At 71.0% G+C, this 19,596-nt stretch carries 19 protein-coding genes; 11 read left to right on the forward strand and 8 right to left on the reverse strand.

Annotated features, from left to right (window positions below):
* Window positions 1–33: 33 nt before the first annotated feature.
* The gene (locus tag AB9M23_RS02600) at window positions 34–243 is read right to left on the reverse strand and encodes a YdcH family protein (protein ID WP_372422211.1); all 210 of its coding nucleotides are present in this window, start codon (window positions 241–243) and stop codon (window positions 34–36) included.
* A 218-nt stretch (window positions 244–461) separates the two neighbouring features.
* Between AB9M23_RS02600 and AB9M23_RS02605 the strand changes: the two genes are divergently transcribed.
* Window positions 462–653 (forward strand): YdcH family protein, encoded by a 192-nt coding sequence (locus AB9M23_RS02605; protein WP_372422213.1) that lies wholly within the window; start codon window positions 462–464, stop codon window positions 651–653.
* A 104-nt stretch (window positions 654–757) separates the two neighbouring features.
* Here the strand turns inward: AB9M23_RS02605 and AB9M23_RS02610 are convergent, their stop codons facing one another.
* A complete protein-coding gene (locus AB9M23_RS02610) occupies window positions 758–2,203 on the reverse strand; it encodes a protein adenylyltransferase SelO family protein (RefSeq protein WP_372422215.1) in 1,446 nt (481 codons plus the stop codon).
* Window positions 2,204–2,272: 69 nt separating this feature from the next.
* Window positions 2,273–2,572, reverse strand: a complete 300-nt coding sequence (locus AB9M23_RS02615) for a hypothetical protein (protein ID WP_372422216.1) — start codon at window positions 2,570–2,572, stop codon at window positions 2,273–2,275.
* A gap of 231 nt (window positions 2,573–2,803) precedes the next feature.
* Between AB9M23_RS02615 and AB9M23_RS02620 the strand changes: the two genes are divergently transcribed.
* A complete protein-coding gene (locus AB9M23_RS02620) occupies window positions 2,804–3,010 on the forward strand; it encodes a hypothetical protein (protein WP_372422217.1) in 207 nt (68 codons plus the stop codon).
* A gap of 62 nt (window positions 3,011–3,072) precedes the next feature.
* Entirely contained in the window at window positions 3,073–3,669 is a 597-nt protein-coding gene (locus AB9M23_RS02625) for an SCO family protein (RefSeq protein ID WP_372422219.1), read from the forward strand.
* A 73-nt stretch (window positions 3,670–3,742) separates the two neighbouring features.
* Here AB9M23_RS02625 and AB9M23_RS02630 read toward each other — a convergent pair whose 3' ends face one another.
* The gene (locus AB9M23_RS02630) at window positions 3,743–4,375 is read right to left on the reverse strand and encodes a hypothetical protein (protein ID WP_372422221.1); all 633 of its coding nucleotides are present in this window, start codon (window positions 4,373–4,375) and stop codon (window positions 3,743–3,745) included.
* 116 nt (window positions 4,376–4,491) lie between these two features.
* Window positions 4,492–6,399: a glycosyltransferase family 2 protein gene (locus tag AB9M23_RS02635; RefSeq protein WP_372422223.1), complete on the reverse strand. Its 1,908-nt coding sequence runs from the start codon at window positions 6,397–6,399 to the stop codon at window positions 4,492–4,494.
* A gap of 264 nt (window positions 6,400–6,663) precedes the next feature.
* Between AB9M23_RS02635 and AB9M23_RS02640 the strand changes: the two genes are divergently transcribed.
* The 4 genes from AB9M23_RS02640 to AB9M23_RS02655 all read left to right on the forward strand — a co-directional run bounded on the left by AB9M23_RS02640 (window position 6,664) and on the right by AB9M23_RS02655 (window position 11,372).
* Complete coding sequence (locus AB9M23_RS02640) at window positions 6,664–6,972, forward strand: helix-turn-helix domain-containing protein (RefSeq protein ID WP_372422225.1); 309 nt, start codon at window positions 6,664–6,666, stop codon at window positions 6,970–6,972.
* Between the two features lie 55 nt (window positions 6,973–7,027).
* The gene (locus AB9M23_RS02645; protein WP_372422226.1) at window positions 7,028–7,894 is read left to right on the forward strand and encodes a transporter substrate-binding domain-containing protein; all 867 of its coding nucleotides are present in this window, start codon (window positions 7,028–7,030) and stop codon (window positions 7,892–7,894) included.
* A gap of 138 nt (window positions 7,895–8,032) precedes the next feature.
* A complete protein-coding gene (locus tag AB9M23_RS02650; RefSeq protein WP_372422228.1) occupies window positions 8,033–8,872 on the forward strand; it encodes a PRC-barrel domain-containing protein in 840 nt (279 codons plus the stop codon).
* 217 nt (window positions 8,873–9,089) lie between these two features.
* Window positions 9,090–11,372: an NADP-dependent malic enzyme gene (locus tag AB9M23_RS02655; RefSeq protein WP_372422229.1), complete on the forward strand. Its 2,283-nt coding sequence runs from the start codon at window positions 9,090–9,092 to the stop codon at window positions 11,370–11,372.
* A gap of 55 nt (window positions 11,373–11,427) precedes the next feature.
* On the opposite strand, the gene AB9M23_RS02660 is transcribed toward AB9M23_RS02655, so the two are convergent.
* The 3 genes from AB9M23_RS02660 to AB9M23_RS02670 all read right to left on the reverse strand — a co-directional run bounded on the left by AB9M23_RS02660 (window position 11,428) and on the right by AB9M23_RS02670 (window position 15,779).
* Window positions 11,428–13,668 carry a TRAP transporter permease gene (locus AB9M23_RS02660; protein WP_372422230.1) on the reverse strand — a complete coding sequence of 747 codons (2,241 nt, stop codon included), beginning with the start codon at window positions 13,666–13,668 and terminating at the stop codon, window positions 11,428–11,430.
* Window positions 13,669–13,798: 130 nt separating this feature from the next.
* On the reverse strand, window positions 13,799–14,779 hold the full coding sequence (locus tag AB9M23_RS02665) for a TAXI family TRAP transporter solute-binding subunit (protein WP_372422231.1): 981 nt from the start codon (window positions 14,777–14,779) through the stop codon (window positions 13,799–13,801).
* 370 nt (window positions 14,780–15,149) lie between these two features.
* Window positions 15,150–15,779 (reverse strand): CGNR zinc finger domain-containing protein, encoded by a 630-nt coding sequence (locus tag AB9M23_RS02670; protein WP_372422233.1) that lies wholly within the window; start codon window positions 15,777–15,779, stop codon window positions 15,150–15,152.
* 306 nt (window positions 15,780–16,085) lie between these two features.
* Here AB9M23_RS02670 and AB9M23_RS02675 point away from each other — a divergent pair, with 306 nt between their 5' ends.
* The 4 genes from AB9M23_RS02675 to AB9M23_RS02690 are packed head-to-tail and all read left to right on the forward strand — an operon-like array spanning window position 16,086 to window position 19,584.
* Entirely contained in the window at window positions 16,086–16,784 is a 699-nt protein-coding gene (locus AB9M23_RS02675) for an HAD family hydrolase (protein WP_372422235.1), read from the forward strand.
* 25 nt (window positions 16,785–16,809) lie between these two features.
* Entirely contained in the window at window positions 16,810–18,051 is a 1,242-nt protein-coding gene (locus AB9M23_RS02680; RefSeq protein ID WP_372422237.1) for a transaldolase family protein, read from the forward strand.
* A 52-nt stretch (window positions 18,052–18,103) separates the two neighbouring features.
* Window positions 18,104–18,856 (forward strand): sulfotransferase-like domain-containing protein, encoded by a 753-nt coding sequence (locus tag AB9M23_RS02685; RefSeq protein ID WP_372422239.1) that lies wholly within the window; start codon window positions 18,104–18,106, stop codon window positions 18,854–18,856.
* Entirely contained in the window at window positions 18,853–19,584 is a 732-nt protein-coding gene (locus AB9M23_RS02690) for an SDR family NAD(P)-dependent oxidoreductase (RefSeq protein WP_372422240.1), read from the forward strand. Before AB9M23_RS02685 ends, AB9M23_RS02690 begins: the two co-directional genes overlap by 4 nt.
* The last annotated feature ends 12 nt before the right edge of the window (window positions 19,585–19,596 follow it).

The raw sequence follows: 19,596 nt of genomic DNA on the forward strand, positions 1-19,596 counted from the left end.
CGGATCCCTCGCGGGGGCGGGCGAGAACGCCCGTCAGGCGATGATGTCGGGGAGGATCTCGTCCTCGATCCGGCGGATGCGGTCGCGCAGGGTGAGCTTGCGCTTCTTGAGCCGCTGCAGCTGGAGGCGATCGTGCACCGGTGCCGATTCGAGCGCCTCGATCGCCCGGTCGAGATCGCGGTGCTCTTCCCTGAGCCGCGCGAGCTCGGCCTGCAGCTCGGCGGAATCGATCCCCTCGTCCACTCTCGCGCTCCACAGTGACCTGGCCGGCCACGACGAAACGGGCTGGCGCGTGTTCACGCATTCCACACCAAGAGCGACAAAACCCCGCCGCCGTCAAGGTCCGGCCCCTGCCATCTAACCCTTCAGGGTTGCGGCGCAGCACGAGAAAGCTTCGACAGGCGAATGATTCTGTGAGAGCATCGGGGCGTTCGAAGCGAACACTGGAAGGGAGACGACGCATGTCGCTGAATAGCCACTTGGCCGAGCTCGAGCGCAAGCACCAGGCCCTCGAGCAGGAGATCCAGAAGGCGGTGACGAGCCCTTCGTCGAGCGACGAGGAGATCGCCCGGCTCAAGCGCAAGAAGCTGGTCCTCAAGGACCAGATGACGCGCCTGCGCGACGGCGATCGCGGAGAGGAGACGCTCCACTGACGGAGCGGTCATCGCGTTTCGAGGCCGAGTAGACGGGGCGCGTCGCGCCCCGGGCAGCGTCGCCGCCGTTCGGGAGACCGAGCGGCGGTTTTTCGTTTCGCGGGTCAGGGAATCACGTCGCGCCGCATCGCCGAAAGCAGGGGCGCGTGAGCCCCCCGCATCTCCCCCACCTCATCAACCTTCCCCGCGAACACCCCCCAATCATCCCCCTCCGCGATCGCCGCCCACACCGCCTCCACGTCCTCGATCAGCATCGTCACCGGCGCCTCCCGCGAGAAATACGGGTGCGCGAGCGCCTCGTCGCGCCGCGGATGCGGGCGCGCTGCGCGCACCGCGGCCAGCGCCTCCTCCCATTCCGGGTCGCGATAGAGCGCGGCGTGGGGGCTCGCGGCGAGGCGGGCGGGGTCGGCGCCGCCGACGAGGTCGAACATCGCGCACTCGAAGGGCACCTCGGTGCGGGCCATGGCGCGGTAGACGAGCGCCGGCGCGTCCTCGCTTCCCGGGTCGTCGGGATCGAGCGCGAGCCGGGCGCGGGCGAGGCGGGAGAGGTGGGCGTCGAAGATCTCGCCGAAGGGGGTGAGCGCGGAGACGAGCGCGTCGTCGGGGGCGAGGTGGCGCAGGGAATCGGCCAGCCGGCACAGGTTCCAGTGCAGCGCCGCCGGCTGGCGGCCGAAGGCGTAGAGGCCGGTCTGGTCGAAATACGCGGCGGTGAACGCGGTGTCGAGGGTCGGCAGGAAGCGCCACGGCCCGTAGTCGAAGCTCTCGCCGGTGATCGTGGTGTTGTCGGTGTTGAGCACGCCGTGCACGAACCCCGCCTGAAACCACTCCGCCGCCATGCGCGCCACCGCGTCCGTCACCAGCGCGAGGAAGGCCACCGCGCGGTTCTCGGCCTGCGCCGCCTGCGGCCAGTAGGTCTCGATGCAGTAGTCGAGCAACCACTCGATGTTCTCGCCCTCGTTCAGGTAGAGGAAGCGCTGGAACGAGCCGATGCGCACGTGGCTGTGCGACAGCCGCACCAGCACCGAGGAGCGGGTGGGGGAGGGCTCGTCGTTGCGCGCGAGCGCCTCGCCGGTCTCGATCAGCGAGAACGACTTCGAGGTGTAGACGCCGAGCGCCTCCAGCATCTCGGTCGCCAGCACCTCGCGCACGCCGCCCTTGAGCGTCAGCCGCCCGTCGCCGAAGCGCGACCACGGCGTCCGGCCCGAGCCCTTGGTGCCGAGGTCGAGGAGCCGGCCGTCCTCCGCGTCGCGCATCTGCGCATAGAGAAAGCCGCGCCCGTCGCCGATCTCGGGGTTGTAGTTCTGGAACTGGTGGCCGTGGTAGCGCAACGCCAGCGGCTGCGGGATGTTGCCCGGCAGCGGCGCGAAGCGCGCCATTCGCTCGATCCACTCCACCTCGTCGAGCCCGTCGAGGCCGACCCGCGGCGCCCAGCGGTCGTTGCGCCAGCGCAGGACGGCGGCCGGGAAGGGAGCCGGCGAGACGGGATCGTAGAAGGCCCCGCCGAGGGCGAGGTGGCGCGGATCGGGATGGTAGCGTTCGGTGAGCGGCATCGCGCCATCGTGCCCGCCCGCGGCGCCCGGCGCAATGCGCCTGCGCCCGCCGGGCGCGAAGAGACGTCGTCAGGGTTTCCCGGGAGCGACTCCCGCCTGGTTCATCCAGCCCTCGAGCGCGTCGGCGCGCGAGGCGTCCTTCGCCGCGCGGCGCAGATGATCGAGGACGCGCTGCGCGATCTCGACGTCCGCCAGCGCCGGCGGTTCGGCCAGCACGATGTCGAGCGCCTCGTCGCGCTCGGCCTCGAGCCGCTCGACGAAGTCGCGCCTGCGGTCCGGACCGAGCCAGTCGAGGTCGGAATCGATCGTCTGCGCGATTTCGCGCAGGCGTAGTAGCATCTTTTGCTTCTGGGACAGGGCGCTCGACACGTCGACCTCGGTTCGATCAGGATGCCGATAAGATGCCATCGGGCAGATGATCCGTCATCTGCCGAAAAGTCGCAAGCACTACCATGATTACGGCGCGATGGGTGCTCGGAAACATTGCCGACGCATTCCTTAGCAGATGTAAAAATCCAGGGTTCGAGCGTGGTGTACTATCTCTTGCGACCAGTGCATCCTCGGTTGCTCACGCCTTCGGATGGCGGTAGGATCGTGCACATGATGAACCACGCGACCCATTCGACGCCCGGCGGAGAGGCGGGCGAGCGCCCGGTGCGGGAGACGGCCGCGTTCGGCCGCGCAGCCGCGGTTCTCGTCGCGCTCGGGGTCGTGGCGCTCGCGGGCGCGGGGCTGCTGATGTGGGCGTCGCAGGGGCCGGCGGTGTTCAACGAGGTCGTTCTCGCCGCATTGGCATGGTGCTTCTGAGGCCTTATCTCGGGAGCGTACCGGACGCGCACGTTCCGGAAGAGATGCCCGAGAGCCCCGTCATGACCGACCGCACCCGCCGCCTCGTCCTTCCGCTCGCCGCCTTCCTGTTCGGCGTCGTCGCGCTCGGCATCGCCGCGGTGCTGACGCTGACCCCTCAGGGCCGCGAGGTCGCGGCCTCGGACGTCGGCGGGCCGTTCACGCTCGTCGATCACTTCGGCACGCCCGTGACGGAGGCGAGTTTCCTGGGCGAGCCGCACCTCGTCTTCTTCGGCTTCACCCATTGCCCGGACGTGTGCCCGACGAAGCTCTTCGAGATCGCGCAGACGCTGGACGCGGTGAAGGAGCGCTCCGGCCGCGACATGCGCGCGCTCTTCATCACCGTCGACCCCGAGCGGGACACGCCCGAGCTCATGCAGGCCTACGTCTCGAGCTTCGACGACCGCATCCTCGGGCTGACCGGCACGCCCGAGCAGGTCGACGCGGCGGTCTCCGCCTACCGCGCCTTCGCCCGCAAGGTCCCCCTCGACGACGGCGACTACACGATGGAGCACACGGCGATCGTCTACATCATGGACGGGCAGGGCCGCTTCGTCGCCGGGCTCAACACGGCGAAGGCGCCGGAGGACGCGGCGCAGGAGCTGTTGGCGCGGATTTGAGGGGGCGGTGGACCACCGCCCTGGCTCGTCCGCACGTGGGTGCGGCACCAGAGGCGTTCCCGGAACGGCGCCTTCAACGGCAGTTGTCGACGAAGGCGCCGAGAGCGTCCCCCGACCCGGTCAGCGTGAAGACCTGCTCGCTCTCCATCCCGTACCAATGATGCAGCAGCACGCTTCGACCTCGCGCGAGCGCGCTCAGCAGCGGCGCATCCAAAGGCAGCACCTCGCGTGCGACGAAGACGTCCTCCGGCTCCCGGAGCTCGACAGGGAGGTCGTAGTTCTCGCCCGCGATCTCGAAGGAGGTCACGATGCCTTCGGCAGCCCAGTCCCTGACCCAGGAATCGACTCCTCCGCCGCCGCTCGACATCCACCCGGTCGTGAAGCCGATCCGCGCCGCTCCGTCGTCACATGCGATCCACAGCGCGATGCCGGAATCGGACACGGCCGCGAGCGGCACGGGTTCGACGGCGAATTGCCAGCGGCTGCCTCGAAACGCCGCGAGGTCTGGGACTTCGAAGCCGACCGCCGTGAGCGACGACGGTGGACCCGAACCCATCCCGCCGCGGTGGGGCGTCCCGCCCGCACCACCTCCGCCGACGTGGATGCCGCCCGAGGCGGCGACGGCATGTGCATCGGGGATTCCGACCCCGAGAACGCTCGACGCCGCGATGCACAGAACGATGGTGGACCCGAGCAGCGACGCCATCGTGCAGTCTCCGACGAACGTTGGAACGGATTCCAATTTCCAGTAGCTCACATCAATGAACTTCTCTCGAGCCGAGAACAACCTCGAATGTGCGACGCCGCATGGAGGTGTACCCTTCAGTCCGGCGCGCCCTCCCCCTCCCCTTGCCGCCCCGCACGCCTGCCCACCACCTGCCGCCACCGCGTCGCGATCCTCTCTCCGACCGTCGCGGGCGGGGGGAGGCCGTGGCTGGTCTTGTGCCAATGGTAGGGGCGGCGCACGAGGTCCTGGAGGCCGCGCCAGGCGGCGACGCTGACGAGGAAGAAGTAGAGCGGCATCGTCGGCACGAGCGCCAGCAGGTCGCGGCGGCGGCGACGGCGCAGGGCGAGGCCGGCGACCGCGAAGGTGGTGGCGAGGCCCCAGGCGCAGGTCGTCGTCGCGAGGATCGCGATCGGCAGCGGCAGCGGAGCGAGCGCCGCCTCGACCCAGGCCGGGTCCGGCCCCGGTGCCAGCGCCGCGCCGACCCCGCCCGCGGCGAGCGAGACGACGACGAACAGGGTCAGCGGATAGAGCAGCGCCGAGAGCACCGTGCCGCCGACGACGAGCCAGACGATCGCCACCCGCCGCGCCCCGAGCACGGCGATCGACCGGCGCGGCTCGCGGGTGTGGGTCAGCAGCGTCTGCATGAAGCCCTTCATCCAGCGCGAGCGCTGGTTCAGCCACTGCCGATGGCGCGTCGGCGCCTCCTCCCAGGTGGTGGACGGCAGGTCTCCCGTGCGCAGGCCGAGCGCCGCGAGGCGCAGGCCGATGTCGGCGTCCTCGGTCACGTTCCACGCGTCCCAGCCGCCGATCGCCCGCAAGGGCGCCGTGCGGAAATGGTTCGACGTCCCGCCGAGGGGGATCGGCAGGCCGAGCCGGATCAGGCCGGGGTTGATCACGTCGAAGAGGGCCGCGTACTCGACGGCGAAGGAGGCCGCGAGCCAGTTCTGCCGCGCGTTGTGGATCGACAGCCGCGCCTGCAGGCAGGCGAGGTCCGGGCCCTCCCGGTCGAAGGCCGCGACGGCGAGGCGCAGCTGGTCGGGCTCGGGCCGGTCCTCCGCGTCGAAGACGACGGTGAAGGCGCCGCGCGCCAGCGGCAGGGCGGCGTTGAGCGCGCGCGGCTTGGTGCGCGGCTCTCCGGCGGGGACGACGAACGCCTCGAAGGTGCCGGGCAGGGAGAGCGCGTCGATCGCCGCCGCGGTGGCGCCGTCGTCGGCCTCGACGAGGAGCTTGATGTCGAGCTTCTCCGGCGGGTAGTCGAGCGCGCGGAGCGCCTCGGTCAGGCGCGCAACGACCCGCGCCTCGTCGTAGAGCGGCACGAGGATCGTGTAGACCGGCAGGTCCGCGTCGGGGATGCGCGCAGACGGACGCGGCGGCGTCGTCGCGACGCTCTCGAGGCAGGTGGCGAAGCGGATCGTGGCGAGCACGATGAAGAGCAGGCAGGCGAGGGCGCCGAGGGCGACGACGACGCCGTCGAGCACCGCGGCCCCCGCGAGGACCGCCAGCGCGGCGAGGGCGAGGGTGCGCCGCTGGCCGAGGCTCGGGCCGTCGCGATAGGAGAAGTGCGGCGTGCGGTCCGCGAGGCCGTGGGCCGCGCGGCGGGCGACCGCCGCGCCGTGGAGCGCGAGCATCGCCTCGCGCAACGCCCGCGGCGTGGCGATGGCGAGGCCGTCCGGCGCGCGGCCCCGGGCGACGAGCGCGCCGACGGCGCCGCCGCGGGGCGCCGAGACGATCGTCGGCCCACCGGGCGGACCGGGAGCGAGCGGCGCGCGCCCGGCGAGCAGGCCCTCCGGCATGCGTGCGTGCGGGCCGAGGCGCGGCCGTGCCAGGAAGGGTGCGCGGACCTCCTCTGCCAGAGCGCGGTAGAAGCGCTCCTCGCCGATGAGGCCCCGGGCGAGGAGCACGTCGCAGGCGGGTACGGCGCTCCCCCGCGCCGCGGACGCTGCCGCGACCAGCATCGCATGCGGAACGCCGTGCCGCAGGAGGAACGCGATGTCACCGGGCAAGCCGTCCCCGTCCACGGCGCCGCCGGGCGTCGCGCTCCCCATTCCATGCATGATCGTCGCCCCAGCCTTCTTCGGTTGTGGTGCGATTATGAGAAACAGGCGACGTAATGCTACGCCTCTGAGCGTGCGGGGGGAGGGTGATTCGCGCCGGTGTATAGGTCGCCACCGGGCAATCCGACGATCCGATCGGCCGGAGACAATGAATTGCAATATCGTATATAAGGATTTCGCTTATGCGAGAATCGCATTCACAATGCCGCCGAAATGGTCCAGAAGAGCACCCATACGGCGGAATACGCGGCGATGCTTCGACTTCTCGTCGAGCGGCGCAAGAGCTTGCGGCTCCATCAGGCGGATGTCGCAGCAACGCTGCCGTTCAAGCAGCCGGAGATCAGCAAGATCGAGCGGGGCGAGCGGCGAATCGACGTCGTCGAGCTACGGATGATCTGCACGGCGCTGCACATGAGCTTGCCCGAGTTCGTCGCGAAGCTGGAGGAGCGCATCGCCGCGCTGCACGCCACCGAGAGCGCCGCTGATGCCCGCGCCGCGGAGCCCTCGGCGAAGGCCCGTTGACGGCGCGGGCACCCCCGCATTAGCTCGTACGCGCTTCACCGGAGGGCCCAGAGCCTTGCCTCGTCTCGTCGGCCGCGTCCTCGCCCGCCTCGCCCCTCTCCTGGCGACCCTCCTCCTCGCCTCCCCCGCGCCGGCGCAAGCCCCCGCGAGCACGCTCCCCGAGCCGTCGATCCCCAACTTCTGGGACCCGCGCGCTTCCCGCGAGCCGGTGGAGCTGCCCGCCGGGCGCACGATCCGCTTCCTCACGAGCCCGGACTTCCCGCCGCTGCACTTCCTCGGCGCGGACGGGGTGCCCACCGGCTTCGTGGTGGAGATCGCCCGGGCCGCCTGCGTCGAGGCGGGGGTCGCGTGCACCATCCAGTCCCGCCCGTTCGAGACGCTCCTGCCGGCGCTGGGGGCGGGGGAGGGGGACGCGGTCGCCGCCGCGCTGCGCGTGACGGCGGACCTGCGCGCGGGGCATGCGGTGACGGCCCCCTTCTTCCGCTTTCCGGCCCGGCTCGCCGCGCCGATTTCGGCGGCGGCGACCTTCGACGTGGTGACGGTGGAAGCGGCGCGGGTCGGCGTGGTCGCCGGCACCGCGCACGAGGCCTACGTCTCGACCTTCTGGCCCGGCGCAACGCGGGTGGCGGCCGAGACGCTCGCGGACGCGCAGGACGCGCTGCGCACGGGCGAGACGGATCTCCTCTTCGCCGACGGGCTCGCGCTCGCGCTGTGGGTCGGCGGGCGGGCGTCGGAGGGCTGCTGCACGCTCGTCTCGGGACCGTTTCTCGACAGCCGGTTCTTCGGCGAGGGGATCGGCTTCGTCTTCCGGCCCGGCGACGCGCGCCTGGCGGAGGCCTTCGACGCGGCGCTGGCGCGGCTGTGGGCGAAGGGAACGTACGCCGAGATCTACCTGCGCTTCTTTCCGGTCGGGCCGTTCTGAGGGCGCCGGAAGGTTCCCGCGCAATCCGGTCTGTTCATATGCGCAAGTGCGCACGGACCATCACGGAAACCGCGGCGGTTCGAAGATGTTGCCCGTGCGAGCTTCCACATCGTGGAGCATCCCCACAGGAGACGCTACATGTTCTCTAAGCACTTGGCTACCGCCTGCGCGCTCGGCGCGCTCCTCGCGGCCGCTCCTCTCGCCGCCCAGACGACCGATGGCCGGACCACCGAGGGCCAGGCCGCCCCCACGACCGCGCAGCCCCTCGACGGCCTGCAGCCCGCGCCGAACGGCGCCGCCATGCAGACCGCCGGTGCCTCGGAGCTCGAGCTCGAGGGCGGCTTCATCGCCCGCCAGGGCGAGAACCAGCTCATGGGTTCCGAACTGATGAACGCCAGCGTCATCACGATGGCCGACGAGTCGCTGGGCAGCGTCGAGGACGTGGTGATCGACGCCGACGGCCGCATCCGCGGCATCGTCGTGGGTGTCGGCGGCTTCCTCGGCATCGGCCAGAAGCAGGTCGCGATCCCGCTCGACTCGGTCCAGGTCCGCTTCGAGGCCGACATGCGGGCCGACGCCGCGGGCCGCATGGACGCGGACACCGCCGTCGTTCCGCAGGGCGGAATGGCAGCCACGCAGCCGGCGCCGGGCACCGCGACGCAGGCCGAGCGTACCGACATGGCGGCGACGACCATGGGGACGGACGGCGACGCCCGTCGCATGACCGGCGACAGCGGCTCCGGCCTCGCCATGACCGGCGGCGGCGACATCGAGCACATCGTGGTCGACTTCACCCGCGATCAGCTCGAGGCCGCCCCGGAGTTCGCCACGCTCGACGAGTGGCGCACCGAGACAGAGGCCACCGGCTCGATGCCCGCCACCGGTGAGCCGGCGCTCGGCACGCCCGGCGCGCGGCCGATGCCCGCGCCCGGCGCGACGGACGCCCCCGCCGACCCGGCCGCCCAGCCGCGTCAGTGACGGACGCACGCACGCGCCCGATGGGCGGGCGCGTGCCGTGGCCCCGATGGACCAGGAGAGCCGGACGGCGCACGCGCCGCCCGGCTCTTCGCGTGCGTGGCGGCGTCGAGCCCGGGCGGTGGCCTCCCCGGCTCCACCGAAGGCCTACCTTGCCCCCCACCGCCCCCCCGCGTAAGGTCCCGCTCCCCGTCGAACCCGAGCAAAAGCCGCCATCGCCATGACCACCCCGCCTCGCCGCCCGCGCCCCACCTTCACGGACCAGGAGGCGCTCGCGTTCCACAGCCAGGGGCGGCCGGGCAAGCTCGAGGTCGTGCCGACCAAGCCCATGGCGACCCAGCGGGATCTCTCGCTCGCCTACTCGCCGGGCGTGGCCGTGCCGGTGAAGGCGATCCACGAGGATCCGAGCCGCGCGTTCGACCTCACGGCGCGGGGCAACATGGTGGCGGTGATCTCGAACGGCACCGCCATCCTCGGGCTCGGCAACCTCGGCGCGCTCGCCTCCAAGCCCGTGATGGAGGGCAAGGCGGTGCTGTTCAAGCGCTTCGCCGACGTCGATTCGATCGATCTCGAGGTCGACACCGAGGATGCGGACGCCTTCGTGAACAGCGTGCGCTACCTCGGCCCGTCCTTCGGCGGGATCAACCTCGAGGACATCAAGGCGCCGGAGTGCTTCATCATCGAGGAGCGCCTGCGCGAATTGATGGACATCCCCGTCTTCCACGACGACCAGCACGGCACCGCGATCATCGCCGCCGCGGGGCTGATCAACGCGCTCCACCTCACCGGGCGCGACATCAAGGAGACGAAGCTCGTCGTCAACGGCGCGGGGGCGGCGGGCATCGCCTGCGTCGAGCTCCTCAAGGCCATGGGGTTCGCGCCGAACAACGTGGTGCTCTGCGACACCAAGGGCGTGATCTGGCGCGGCCGCGAGAGCGGCATGAACCAGTGGAAGTCGGCCCACGCGGCCGCCACCGACGCGCGATCGCTCGCCGACGCGCTGCAGGGCGCGGACGCGGTGTTCGGGCTCTCCGTGAAGGGGGCCTTCACGGCGGACATGATCGCCTCCATGGCGCCCCAGCCGATCATCTTCGCCATGGCGAACCCGGACCCGGAGATCACGCCGGAGGAGGTCGCGGCCATCCGCGACGACGCCATCGTCGCCACGGGCCGCTCCGACTACCCCAACCAGGTCAACAACGTCCTGGGCTTTCCCTACATCTTCCGCGGCGCGCTCGACGTGCAGGCGACGACCATCAACATGGAGATGAAGATCGCCGCAGCCGAGGCGCTCGCCGCGCTGGCGCGGGAGGACGTTCCCGACGAGGTCGCCGCCGCCTACCAGGGCTCGCGCCCGCGCTTCGGGCGGGAATACATCATCCCCGTGCCCTTCGATCCGCGGTTGATCTCCACGGTGCCGCCGGCGGTGGCGCAGGCGGCGATGGACACGGGCGTCGCCCGCCGGCCCATCGTCGACAAGCGCGCCTACCGCGCGCAGCTCTCCGCACGGCGCGACCCGGTCGCGGGTACGCTCAACCGCGTGTTCGAGCGGGTGCGCAAGTTCCCCAAGCGCGTCGTCTTCGCCGAGGGCGAGGAGGAGCAGGTGATCCGCGCGGCGCTGTCCTTCGCCAACCAGGGGCTCGGCACCGCGATCCTGGTGGGGCGCGAGGACCGGATCTACGAGACCGCGACCTTCGCCGGCATCGAGCTCGAGGGGCGCGAGCACATCCAGATCATGAACGCGCGCCTGTCGAAGCGCAACACGGCCTACGCGCAGTTTCTCTACGACCGGCTGCAGCGCAAGGGCTTCCTGTTCCGCGACTGCCAGCGCCTGATCAACCAGGACCGCAACCATTTCGGCGCCGCCATGGTGGCGCTCGGCGACGCGGACGCGCTCGTCACCGGCGTGACGCGCAACTACTCCACCGCCATGGAGGAGATCCGGCGCGTCATCGATCCCAAGCCCGGCCACCGTGTCATCGGCGTGTCGCTGTGCCTCGCGCGCGGCCGCGCGGTGCTCGTGGCGGACACCGCGATCCACGAGATGCCGTCCGCCGACGAACTCGCCGAGATCGCGGTGGAGGCCGCGGGCGTCGCCCGGCGGCTGGGCTACGAGCCGCGGGTGGCGCTGCTCTCCTTCTCCACCTTCGGCCAGCCCCGCGCCGAGCGCGCGGAGCGCGTGCAGGAGGCGGTGGAACTGCTCGAGAAGAAACGCGTCGACTTCGAATTCGACGGCGAGATGGGCGCGGACGTCGCGCTCAACGCCAACCTGCTCTCCGCCTACCCGTTCTCGCGCCTCAAGGCGCCGGCCAACGTACTGGTGATGCCAGCCTTCCACTCCGCGGCCATCTCGACGAAGATGCTCCAGGAGCTCGGCGGCAACACCGTGCTCGGCCCGCTGATCGTGGGCCTCGACAAGCCGGTGCAGATCGTCACGCTGGGCTCCACCGACGCCGACATCGTCAACATGGCCGCGCTCGCGGCGTTCAACATCGGCGGGTGAGGGGAGGGGGCATCGCCCTCTCTCCTCCGATGCGCGAAGCCCGAGGGTCGTCGGCTCAATCCGCCCCGCGCACGGGCACCGTCGCGGGGCCGTCGGCGCGGGGGCGCAGGAGCTTCTGGACGGCGAAGATCGCCGCCGCCAGCCCGACCCCGATCGCGTCCGTGGCGAGCCCGCCCTCGATCATGAACAGAGCCGCGACCGCGAGCAGCACCCGCATGTACCAGGGCGGGCGCGCGCCCAGGAACCAGCCCTGCACCGCCGCCGAGAGCAGGAAGACGCCCACGAGCGCGGTGGCGAGCGCGCGAAGGATCTCGATCGTGCCGCCGTCCATCAGGAGCGCGCTGTTGTAGAAGAACATGAACGGCACGATGAAGGCGGCGATGCCGATCTTGAAGGAGGCGACCGAGGTCTCCATCGCGTTCGCGCCGGAGATGCCCGCCGCCGCGTAGGAGGCGAGCGCCACCGGCGGCGTGATCGCCGAGACCACGGCGAAGTAGAACACGAAGAAGTGGGCGGTCAGGAGCGGTACGCCCAGCTGGACGAGGCCCGGCGCGACGACCGAGGCCGCGACCGCGTAGGCGGCGGTCGTCGGCATGCCCATGCCGAGCAGGATCGCGATGAACATCGCGAAGACCATGGCGAGCAGCTGGGAGGTGGCGGCGAGCCCGAGGAGCAGCGAGGAGAAGCGCGCGCCCACGCCCGTGAGGGAGATCACGCCGACGATGATGCCGGCGCAGGCGCACACCACGATGATCTGGATCGACATGATGCCGGCGAGCTCGAGCGCCTTGACGATCGAGCGGATGCCCATCCGGTAGGGCGTGAGCCAGCTCACCATCGCCGCCGCGGCGGTCGCGAGCGTGCCGGCCCGGATGACCGAGTAGCCCATGAACAGGGCCGCGATCAGGATGACGATCGGGATGAACAGGAACACCCGCCTGAGCATGACGGCGAGCTGCGGCAACTCGTCGTCGCGCATGCCGCGCATGCCGAGCTTCGCCGCCTCGAAGTCCACCATGAAGTAGATCGAGGCGAAGTAGAGCACCGCGGGAATGATCGCGGCGAAGGCGATCTCCGTGTAGGGGATGCCCGTCACCTCCGCCATGATGAAAGCGCCGGCGCCCATGATCGGCGGCATGATCTGCCCGCCGGTGGAGGCGGCGGCTTCGATCGCGCCGGCGGTCTTCTTGTGGTAGCCGACCTTCTTCATCAGGGGGATCGTCAGCGAGCCCGTGGCGACGACGTTGCCGGCCGACGTGCCGTTGATCATGCCCATCAGGCCCGACGCGAACACCGCGACCTTGGCCGGCCCGCCGCGGGAGCGCCCCGCGAGCGCGAAGGCGAAGTTGACGAAGTAGTCGCCCACCCTCGAGGCCTGCAGGAAGGCCGCGAAGATGATGAACAGGATGATGTAGGTCGAGGACACCGCCGTCGTCGGCCCGAGGATGCCGACGTCGGTGTAGATCTGGCTGAAGAAGCGCTGCCACGTCACCCGCGGCGCTTCCAGGAAGCCGGGCATCCAGGGCGCGACGAAGACGTAGGCGAGGAAGACGAAGGCGATCACGACGAGCGCCATGCCCGCGACGCGCCGCGTCAGCTCGAGGATGAGCAGCGTGCCCGCCACGGCGGCGAGCGACATCCCGATCGGCGCGAAGGGCGTGCCGGTCGAGTTGCGCATCAGGGTGCCGTAGATCGTGATCAGGTAGGCCGCGACCGCGAAGCCGCACACGGCGAGCACGAGGTCGGGGGCGGCCGTGCGCGACCGGTCGCGACGGTGGATCCAGGAGAGCACGATCGCGCCGACGGTGGCGAACAGGAGCGGCGCACCGAAGAGCCAGGTCTCGCGGAACCGGATCGTGGCGTCGATTCCGTTCCACATCACGCCGCCGGAGATCAGCGTGGCGAACCAGAGGGCCACGCCCAGCGCGAACAGGGCGGGGATCATCAGGACCCAGCCGACCGCTTCGAGGCCGCGCGTCTCGCGGCGGTCGCCGCCGGCGAAGGCGGCGCCGGCGAACATCACGAAGCCGAGCCCGAGCGCGCCTGCCACGTGGACGATGCGGAAGTTCCACGTCTCCATCGGCAGCCGCGGCAGGAAGGGGATGGAAATCCCGGTCCAGCGCACGATCGACAGGCCGTTGAGCGCCGCGATGTGGAAGCCCGCGTAGATCGCCGCGAGCGCGGCGACGACGAGGTAGAGCCGTGGCCCGAACAGGCGGAGGTTGCTCTCGATCGGCTCCTCGTCGACGCCCTCGGCCAGGATGAGGGTGTCGTCGGCCTTCTTCTCGTCCACCATGGCGCGTCCCCGATCCGGCGCCGGGCCCGGGGCCTCACGCGCGCGTTCGCCTCGTTCGTGGTGCTCGCTCTTCAGGAGCCGCCCGCGCGCGGGGCGCGCGGGCGGCGGTGTCCGGTCCCCGTGCGGACGATCAGCCGCCGTGGATCATGTCGTCGGGGATCGAGGCGCCGTTCTCGTTGAACCAGCGCGCCGCGCCCGGATGCCACGGCAGGACGTTGTTCTTGTCCCAGTTCTCGACCGTGGTGGTCTCGGCCGAGCGGTGGATGTTCACCATGCGGGCGTTGTCCGACATCACGACCTCGGTCGCCGCGTAGACGAAGTCCTCCGGCAGGTCGCAATTGGCGATCGCGAAGTTCCACATCGACACCGCGCGGGCGGGCTCCTGGAGCGTGGTGTAGGTGTCGGCCGGGATGTCGAACGCGGCGACCGGGAACGCGTCGACGATCGTCTGCTGCTCCTCCTCGGTGAAGCCGACGATGTTGACGCTGGTCTGCACCTCGAGCTGGCTCACCGCCGGGATCGGGATACCGGCCGCGAAGGCGATGACGTCGAGGAGCCCGTCCTGGAGCTGGCCGCCGAGGTCGTCCCAGCCGCCGTTGCGGCGCTCGAAGTTCACGCCGAGCGCCTCGAGCATCGCCGGGAAGTAGGTGTCGGAGGACGAGCCCGCGGGGCCGAAGCCGATGCGCGCGCCGTCCGGGATGTCCGAGATCGCCTCGATGCCCGAGGAGGAGAGCGCCGTGATCGAGAACGGAGTTTCGTACATCGGGAACATGGCGCAGGCGTTGTCCATCGCCAGCCCGGGCGCGATCGGATTCGTGCCCTCGAGCGACTCGCGGGCCGGGCCGAGCGTGGTGAGGCCGAAGGCGGCCTCGCCGGTGTGGACGAGGGCCATGTTCTGCATCGGGCCGCCGGTGACCTCGGCCGCGCCGGACACGCCGAGCTCCTCCGAGATCAGGTTGGCGACGCCCGAGCCGTAGACGAAGAAGGTGCCGCCCTGGGAGGCGGTGCCCATGGTGAAGCTGGACGGCCAGCCCGAGCGGTCCTGCGCCGCGGCGGCGCCGGCCGTCAGCGCGAGCGCGGCGACGGTGCAGACGAGATGAGACGGCTTCATTGCGTTCCTCTCCTTGTCGTTTCGGTCCCGGTTGCGGAAGTCCCGGTCCCGCGGGTCTTCGATCGTGGCTCGGCCGTGCGCGGAGGAACGGACGCACGCGCACACCCCGCGGGACGAGACGTCCCACGGGCGTGACGGCGAACCGGACCTGGGCACCTCGTCAAGCGCGGCGTCCCCCCCCTCGCCGGGCGTTCCCCCACGCCCGTCTGGACGCGCGGTTCACCCGGTCGCATGAGCGCAGGCCGCAGCGGTGCGTGCCGCCGTCGGCCGAGCTGTCGGCACGATAGGAGGGAATACGAGGTGGCGGCAAGCCTCATCGGCGCAATTGCGCGTAATCGCTCTCGACGCCTCGCCGCGTCCTCTCGCCGCGTCAGGCGGCCCGCTCGCGCTGCAAGCGCCGCCGGCCCTTCTCGCGATTGCCGCACACGTCCATGCGGCACCAGCGGCGGGAATTGTTCTTCGACGTGTCGAGGAACAGCCACTCGCAGGTCGACGAGCCGCAGGTCTTGACGCGCATCAGCCGATCCGCGGTGAGGAGCGCTTCCGCCGAGGCGACGATCGGCGCGAGCGCGTCGGCGAGCGCGAGCTCGCGCGTCTCCGGCTCGGCGCGCGCGAGGCCCTGCGGACCCCAGACGAGCCGCGCGGGTGCTGGCCGCGCCGTCGGCCCGCGGGCCGCCAGGAGGGCGAGGTCGGCCTCCTCCGGCACGGTTCCCACGATCGCCGCGTGGAAGATCCGCTCCAGCGCCCCACGCAGCAGGCGCACGTCCTCCATGAACGCGTCGGAGGCCGCCTGGTCGGAGGCCGCGATGCGCATCAGGGCGCGAAAGCGGACCTCGTCGAAGGCGTCCCTCTGCCGGAGCCAGCCGAGGGTCGCGAACGCGTCCGTCAGCGAGTCCTCCCAGCGGCTGCGCCCGCGGCTGCGCCCGGTCGTGCTGTTCACGAAGTCCAGCACGAGGGCCCCGGATTCGAAACGCGGATCAACTTCTGATCGCTCAGTCATGCGCTGACGCCTCGTTAGGTCGATGATTTCAAAGGCATTTTGCCATCTTAACCGCCTAAATGCAACAGTGAGGATAATTAACCCCTAAAAACTGATTGACAGGTTAAAGGACATCGATGAAAGTACGTACACAACCAGCCCATGCAGGGCTTAGTCACGGTTGCGTGTGGTCGCGCCGTCCCCTGCATCGGCCAGGCCTCGGCGCGAGGCGGGCCCCCCCTCGCGCGCCGACGCCCGCGTGCATCGAATCGCCGTCCGGAGAGGGCGCGGCCGAAAGGCCGCCGGCCCGCAGGGAGATCGTGTGCCATGGCGGATGGATTGGTCATCTTCGATTGCGACGGCGTGCTCGTGGACAGCGAGATCGTCAGCGCCCGCGTCCTCGCCGCCATGGCGCCGGACCTGGGCCTCGCCTTCGAGCCGGCGGAGGCGCTCGCCTTCCTGCGCGGCCGCAAGGTCGCCTCGTGGGTGGCCGAGCTCGAGGCGCGCGCCGGCCGCGACTTCGCCGAGCACTTCGTTCCCGCCTTCCGTCGCCGCGCGGCGGAAGCGTTCGAGCGTGAGCTCCGGGCGGTGCCCCGGGTCGAGGAGGCGCTCGACCGCCTCGCCGGCCCGTTCTGCACCGCGTCGAGCGCGCCGCTCGAGAAGATCCGCCAGACGCTCGGCCTCACCGGGCTCCTGCCGCGCTTCGAGGGGCGCATCTACAGCGCCTACGAGGTGGGGCACTGGAAGCCCGATCCGGGCCTGTTCCTGCACGCGGCGGACGACATGGGCTTCTCGCCGCGCGACTGCATCGTGATCGAGGACAGCCTCGTCGGCGTCCAGGCCGGCGTCGCCGCCGGCATGACCGTGCTCGCCTACGCCCCCGGCGACACGGCGCCCCTCCTCGCCGACGCGGGCGCCTCGCCCTTCTCCTGCATGACGCAGCTGCCGGATCTCCTCGCCGCCTGGCGGGACGGCACCGTCCTGCCGGTCCCGCCCGCCGCACGTCCCCTCGCGGTCGCCGTCTGAAACGCCCGAAACCGGAGTGCCCTCAATGCCCGCGCCGTCCGTTCTCGAGAAGCTGCAAGCCGCCGCCCCGGATGCCGAGATCTGGTGGGATTCCTCCCCGCTCGTGTTCCCCGCCTTCAAGGAGCGGGTCCTCGCCGAGGCGCCCGACGGCGCCGGTCGTGCCCGCTGGGGCGCTCAGCTCGGGCGTTTCCTCGACACGGCGCAGCCGGCGGGCTCGCTCGTGCGCGGCGTGACGACGAACCCCTCGCTCGTCGCCAAGAGCATCATCGACGCGCCGCAGACCTGGGCGCCGGAGGTGCGCGAGGCGCACCTGCGCCAGGCGCGGCCGGACGTGCACCAGACCTACTGGATCATCTACCAGGAGGCGCTGCGCCGCGCCGCGCAGGTGATGCTGCCGCTCTGGCGCGCCTCGAACGGGCGCTACGGCTGGGTCTCCGGCCAGCTCGACCCGCGCTGCATCTTCGACGCCGACGCCATGCTGGAGCAGGGCCTGCAGCTCGCCCGCATCGCGCCCAACCTCATGGTCAAGGTGCCCGGCACCCGCCAGGGCTACGAGACCATCCGCAGGCTCGTCGCTCGCGGCATCTCGGTGAACAACACGCTCTCCTACTGCGTGCCGCAGTTCGCCGCCTGCATCCGCGCCGTCGAGGCGGGCCGCGCGGAGGCGCGCCGGCAGGGCGTCGACCTGACGCGCTGGCGCGCGGTGATCACCCACATGATCGGCCGCTTCGGCTCGCAGGGCGATCTCCTCGACGAGGCGGCTGCGCGCGGCGTCTCGCTGGACGCCCGCGAGGTGCGCTTCGCCGAGATCGCGATCCTCAAGCGCATCCAGCGCACCATCGTCGAGAAGGGTCATCCCGTGATGATGCTGCTCTCCTCGCTGGAGACCGACGCTCCCGAGACCGGGGCGCTCTCCATGCACCTCGAGGAGACCGCGGGCGCGGCCATCGCCTACACCTGCAAGCCCGGCTTCATCGCCGACCTGATGCGCCGCGAGGGGGAGCTCGGGGAGCTCGACCCGCACGCGATCGACCGCGAGGTCCCGGCGGCGATCCTGCGCAAGCTCGAGCGGCTGCCCTCCTTCGCCAAGGCCTACGACCCCGACGGCATGCCGCCGGAGGACTTCGCCAACTACGGCGCCTTCATCACGACCTACGCGGAGGTGGCGCGCAACGCCCGCCGGCTCGTGGACTTCGTCGCGCGGCACGCCGCCGACGTGGAGGCGCAGCCCGGCCACGAGCCCGCCTTCGCCACCGCCGCCGAGTGAGCCGCGCCGACCGCGCAGCCACCCTTCGTCCCGCGCTCGACGGAGCCGTCCCATGCATCTCTCGATCGCCCTGTGGGGCCACCCTCGCTCGATGTCCACCGCGCTGGAGCGCTCCTTCATGGAGCGCGGCGACTTCAAGGTCTTCCACGAGGCCTTCAGCTACGTCTACTTCGTCCACGAGGGCCGCACGACGCTGCCCCACCAGAACCCGGACCCGGACCACCCGCGCACCTACGCCGCCGTGCGCGACATGATGGAGCGCGCGCGCCGCGAGGCGCCCGTCTTCCACAAGGACTTCCCCTACCACGCGCTAGAGCACCTGCTCGGGGATCCGGACTATCTGCTCGGCCAGGTCAACACCTTCCTCATCCGCGACCCGGAGGAGGCGGTGCTCTCCCACGCCAACGTCCACCCCGACGTGACCCGCGACACGCTCGGCTACGAGCAGCAGGCGCGGCTGTTCGACTTCGTGCGCGACCTGACCGGCGCGACGCCGCTCGTGATCAACGCCGCCGACCTCGCCGACGACCCGGAGGGGACGATCGGCCTGTTCTGTGCCCGCACCGGCATCGATCTCGTGCCCGAAGCGCTGCGCTGGGACGCGGGCTCTCGTCCGGAATGGTCGACCTGGGAGGGCTGGCACACGGACGTGATCGGCTCGAGCGGCATCGGCAAGCCGACGCGCAAGTATCGCTACACGTACGAGGACCTGCCGCATCTGCGCGACTACGTCGCCTATTGCCGGCCCTTCTACGAGCACCTCGACCAATACCGTGTCAGCCCGATCAAGGAGGCCGCAGAATGAGCGTCTCGACCGTCATCGTCACCGGGGCCGCCGCCGGCGTCGGCCGCGCCCTCGTGGGCCTGCTCCTCGATCGCGGCATGACGGTGATCGCGAGCGACATCGACGAGCCCGGGCTCGCCAAGCTGCGCGAGGCCCATGCCGGGCGCCCGCTCGCGGTCTCGACCTGCGACGTCGGCGTGCGCGCGGACTGCGACGCCTTCATGGAGCGCACCCTCGCCGAGTTCCCCGAGGTGGACGGCCTCGTCAACAATGCCGGCCTGTACCTCGGGCGCCCGGTCTGGGAGTACGACGACGAGACGATCGAGCGCGTCATCGCCGTCAACGTGAAGGGTCCCGTGTGGCTCTCGCGCGCCTTCGCCGGGCATCTCCTGCCGCAGAAGCGCCGCGGCGCGATCGTCAACCTCGCCTCGGTCGCGGGGGAGGTGGGGTCCTCCGACGCGCTCTACGGCGCGGTGAAGGCCGGGGTCATCGGCCTCACCAAGTCGAACGCGATGAACTTCGCGCCGTGGATCCGCGTGAACGTCGTCTCGCCGGGGCTGATCGTGAACACGGCGATCGCCGACCGCATCCCCGAGTATCGCTACAAGGAATACAAGCGCCAGGAGATGCTCGACTACGACATCCTCCCCGAGGACGTCGCGCGCATCTGCGCCTACGCGCTCTCCGACGACGCGCGCTCGATGACCGGCGCGGTCCTGCGCGCCGACAACGGCTGCTACCCGCGCTGACGACGATCCGCT

The sequence above is a fragment of the Salinarimonas chemoclinalis genome (assembly GCF_041514305.1).
Taxonomy (GTDB): Bacteria; Pseudomonadota; Alphaproteobacteria; order Rhizobiales; family Beijerinckiaceae; genus Salinarimonas; species Salinarimonas chemoclinalis.

Coding starts and splice junctions, on each gene's coding strand:
- AB9M23_RS02630 (WP_372422221.1), bottom strand. CDS start 4,375: ATGGCGTCGCTGCTCGGGTCCACCATCGTTCTGTGCATCGCGGCGTCG.
- AB9M23_RS02660 (WP_372422230.1), bottom strand. CDS start 13,668: ATGGTGGACGAGAAGAAGGCCGACGACACCCTCATCCTGGCCGAGGGC.
- AB9M23_RS02655 (WP_372422229.1), top strand. CDS start 9,090: ATGACCACCCCGCCTCGCCGCCCGCGCCCCACCTTCACGGACCAGGAG.
- AB9M23_RS02620 (WP_372422217.1), top strand. CDS start 2,804: ATGATGAACCACGCGACCCATTCGACGCCCGGCGGAGAGGCGGGCGAG.
- AB9M23_RS02610 (WP_372422215.1), bottom strand. CDS start 2,203: ATGCCGCTCACCGAACGCTACCATCCCGATCCGCGCCACCTCGCCCTC.
- AB9M23_RS02690 (WP_372422240.1), top strand. CDS start 18,853: ATGAGCGTCTCGACCGTCATCGTCACCGGGGCCGCCGCCGGCGTCGGC.
- AB9M23_RS02670 (WP_372422233.1), bottom strand. CDS start 15,779: ATGACTGAGCGATCAGAAGTTGATCCGCGTTTCGAATCCGGGGCCCTC.
- AB9M23_RS02665 (WP_372422231.1), bottom strand. CDS start 14,779: ATGAAGCCGTCTCATCTCGTCTGCACCGTCGCCGCGCTCGCGCTGACG.
- AB9M23_RS02685 (WP_372422239.1), top strand. CDS start 18,104: ATGCATCTCTCGATCGCCCTGTGGGGCCACCCTCGCTCGATGTCCACC.
- AB9M23_RS02605 (WP_372422213.1), top strand. CDS start 462: ATGTCGCTGAATAGCCACTTGGCCGAGCTCGAGCGCAAGCACCAGGCC.
- AB9M23_RS02650 (WP_372422228.1), top strand. CDS start 8,033: ATGTTCTCTAAGCACTTGGCTACCGCCTGCGCGCTCGGCGCGCTCCTC.
- AB9M23_RS02640 (WP_372422225.1), top strand. CDS start 6,664: ATGGTCCAGAAGAGCACCCATACGGCGGAATACGCGGCGATGCTTCGA.
- AB9M23_RS02675 (WP_372422235.1), top strand. CDS start 16,086: ATGGCGGATGGATTGGTCATCTTCGATTGCGACGGCGTGCTCGTGGAC.
- AB9M23_RS02680 (WP_372422237.1), top strand. CDS start 16,810: ATGCCCGCGCCGTCCGTTCTCGAGAAGCTGCAAGCCGCCGCCCCGGAT.
- AB9M23_RS02625 (WP_372422219.1), top strand. CDS start 3,073: ATGACCGACCGCACCCGCCGCCTCGTCCTTCCGCTCGCCGCCTTCCTG.